Annotated in this window: 2 protein-coding genes; one reads left to right on the top strand and one right to left on the bottom strand. The window is 69.3% G+C overall.

Annotated elements, in window-relative coordinates:
- On the top strand, window positions 1-2,322 hold a 2,322-nt coding region (gene hrpA / locus VFF46_RS10945), incomplete at its 5' end, for an ATP-dependent RNA helicase HrpA (protein WP_325036965.1).
- Here the strand turns inward: hrpA and VFF46_RS10940 are convergent.
- Window positions 2,319-3,260 (bottom strand): helix-turn-helix transcriptional regulator, encoded by a 942-nt coding sequence (locus VFF46_RS10940; RefSeq protein WP_325036964.1) that lies wholly within the window; start codon window positions 3,258-3,260, stop codon window positions 2,319-2,321. The two genes, hrpA and VFF46_RS10940, sit on opposite strands and share 4 nt — an antisense overlap.
- Between the last annotated feature and the right edge of the window lie 19 nt (window positions 3,261-3,279).

The raw sequence follows: 3,279 nt of genomic DNA, 5'->3' as shown, positions 1-3,279 counted from the left end.
CCGCGCGAGCGGCCGACCGACGCCGAGGCGCAGGCCCAGCAGGCGCACGCCCGGTTCCGCGACCCGAACAGTGACTTCCTCGGGTACCTGAACCTCTGGGGGTACCTGAAGAAGCAGCAGAAGGAGCTGTCCGGCAACCAGTTCCGCCGGATGTGCCGCAACGAGTACCTGAACTATCTGCGCGTGCGCGAGTGGCAGGACATCTACGCGCAGCTCCGCCAGGTCGCGTCCCAGATCGGGGTCTCGCTGAATTCCGGTGCCCCGGCGGATCCGCAGACCGTGCACGTCTCGCTGATGTCCGGGCTGCTCAGCCACCTCGGCATGAAGGACCCGGCGAACCAGCACCAGTACCTCGGCGCCCGCGGCACGAAGTTCGCGATCTTCCCCGGCTCCGGGCTGTTCAAGAAGCCGCCGCAGTTCGTGATGGCCGCCGAGCTGGTCGAGACGTCGAAGCTCTGGGCCCGGGTGAACGCGAAGATCGAGCCCGAGTGGGCCGAGGAGCTCGCCCCGCACCTGATCAAGCGCTCATACTCCGAGCCGCACTGGGAACGCAAGGCCGGCGCCGTGATGGCGTACGAGAAGGTGACGCTGTACGGCGTACCGATCGTTGCCCGGCGCAAGGTAAACTACGGCAAGGTCGACCCCGAGGTGTCCCGTGAGCTGTTCATCCGGCACGCGCTGGTCGAGGGCGACTGGGACACGCACCACAAGTTCTTCCACGAGAACCGCAAGCTGATCGAAGAGGTCGAGGAGCTCGAGGAACGGACCCGGCGGCGCGATCTGCTGGTCGACGACGAGACGCTGTTCACGTTCTACGACGAGCGGATCGGCGCCGAGGTGGTCACCGGGCGGCACTTCGACACCTGGTGGAAGACGGCCCGGCAGCGCGACCACGACCTGCTGGACTTCGAGCGGTCGCTGGTGGTCCGCGAGGGCGCCGAGGTGAAGGAGAACGAGTTCCCGCTGCACTGGACGCAGAACGGGATGACGTTCGACCTCACGTACGCGTTCGAGCCGGGTACGGACGCCGACGGGGTGACCGTGCACATCCCGCTGCTGGTGCTGAACCAGGTGACCGCGGACGGGTTCGAGTGGACGGTGCCCGGGTTCCGCGAGGAGCTGGTCACCACGCTGATCAAGTCGTTGCCGAAGACCATCAGGCGGAACATCGTGCCGGCCCCCGACCACGCGCGGCAGATCCTGCCCGAGCTGGATCCGGCGTCCGGGCCGCTGACCGACGCGATGGCGCGGGCGCTGCGGGAGCTGCGCGGTGTGGTGATCGAGCCGGCCGACTGGGACTGGAGCCGGGTGCCGGAACATCTGCGGATGACGTTCCGGGTCGAGGACGACCAGGGCAAGACCGTGGCCGAGGGCAAGGATCTCGCCAGGCTGAAGGAGAGGCTGAAGCCGAAGACGACGGCCGCGATCTCGCAGGTCGCGTCGAAGGCGGTCAGCGGCCTGGAGAAGTCCGGGCTCACCGACTGGACGTTCGGGGATCTCCCCCGCAGCTTCTCCGAGCACCGCAACGGTCTCACCGTGGCCGGGTACCCGGCGCTGTACGACGAGGGCAAGAGCGTCGCGATCCGGTTGCAGGAGACCGAGCGCGACCAGGCCGCCGCGATGTGGGCCGGTACGCGGCGGTTGCTGCTGCTGACGATGCCGTCGGTGATCGACGTAGTACAGCGTCACCTGAGCAATCAGCAGAAGATGACGCTGATGGCGGGGCCGCACCGGAATGTCGGTGAGTTGCTGGACGACGCGATCGCGGCCGCTGTCGATCAGTTGATGGCGGGCGCGGGCGGGCCGGCCTGGAATCTGACCGCCTTCTCGATCCTGCGCGACGCCGTACGGTCGGAGCTCGCGGACACCGTGCTGACGATCCTGCAGCAGGTCGAGCAGGTACTGGCGCACGCGCGGACCGTCGACAAGCAGATCTCGCGCGCGTCGTCGCCTGCCCTGCTCGCCGCGCTCTCCGACGTCCGCGGTCAGCTCGAAGGACTCGTGCACCCGGGCTTCATCACCGAGACCGGCGCGAAGCGGCTGCCCGATCTGGTCAAGTACCTGCGCGGGATGGAACAGCGCCTGGACAAGCTCGGCGCGAACGCGGCGCGGGACCGGTCCGGGATGGCCGTCGTCGACATGCTCACCGACGAGTACCGCAAGAAGCTCCGCGCGGTCCCGGCCGGCAAGTACCCGAGCCCCGGCCTCCTCGAGGTCCGCTGGATGCTGGAGGAACTCCGGATCAGCCTGTTCGCCCAGACCCTCGGTACGCCGTACCCGGTGTCCGAGAAGCGCATCCGGAAGGCGCTCGCCGAAAGCTAGGCCTCGAGCAGGCGGCGGGCGTGTTCGTGGACGGCTTCGCGGAGTCCGGGTGGGGCGAGGATCTCGAAGGGCCAGTAGATCCGGGTGACCTGGGCGACGAGCGGGCCGAGGTCGTTGGCGGCGAAGCGGACCTCGCAGGTGGTGGCGTCCAGCGGTTCGACGATTCCTTGGGTGGGTGGGATCAGCTTCGCGACGGTGTCGGCGGGTGCCTGGACGCGGAGCCGGGCGACGAGGTCCCACGGTGCGACTCCGGTGCCTTCGGCAACCAGTGCGGCGGGGTCCGGCGGGTCGTCGAAGTGGTACCGGGATCCGGTCAGCTCGGGGCGCGTGATGCGGTCGACGCGGAACGTACGCCATGCCTGCCGGTCGCGATCGCGGGCGACCAGGTACCAGCGCTTGCCGGTGTGGACGATCTGCAACGGTTCGACGCTGCGCTCGGACTCCGTACCGTCGTGGGTGCGGTAGCCGAACCGGATCCCCTCGGTGTGCCGGCAGCCGGCCGCGAGCGTGACGAGTACGGCGCCGTCGACGGCCGGTAGCTCGCCCTGCGGGAGCTGCGTGGTGTGCGCGGCGATGGCGTCGACCTGTTCACGCAGCCGTACGGGCAGCACCTGGTGGAGCTTGGCGAGCGTGGAGATCGCCGCCTCCTCGACGCCGGACACGGTCGTGGTGGTCGCGACGCGCAGGCCGACCGCGATTGCGACCGCCTCGGCGTCCTCGAGCAGCAGCGGTGGCAGCCGGCCGCCCGGGCCGAGGCGGTAGCCGCCACCGATCCCGGCCTCCGCGTCGATCGGGTAGCCGAGCGACCGCAGCCGCGTCACGTCCCGGCGTACGGTCCGCGGCGTGATCTCGAGCCTCGCGGCCAGCTCGGCGCCGTCCCACTGAGGGCGCGAGTGCAGCAAGGAAAGCAGACGGAGGAGGCGAGTCGCGGTGTCCATTGTCAACATTCTGCAATCT

The organism is Kribbella sp. (assembly GCF_035655035.1).
GTDB lineage: Bacteria > Actinomycetota > Actinomycetes > Propionibacteriales > Kribbellaceae > Kribbella.
This window is presented reverse-complemented; position numbering and strand designations above follow the sequence as displayed.

Excerpts from the sequence above, each read along its gene's own strand:
- VFF46_RS10940 (WP_325036964.1), bottom strand. The coding sequence starts at position 3,260 with ATGGACACCGCGACTCGCCTCCTCCGTCTGCTTTCCTTGCTGCACTCG.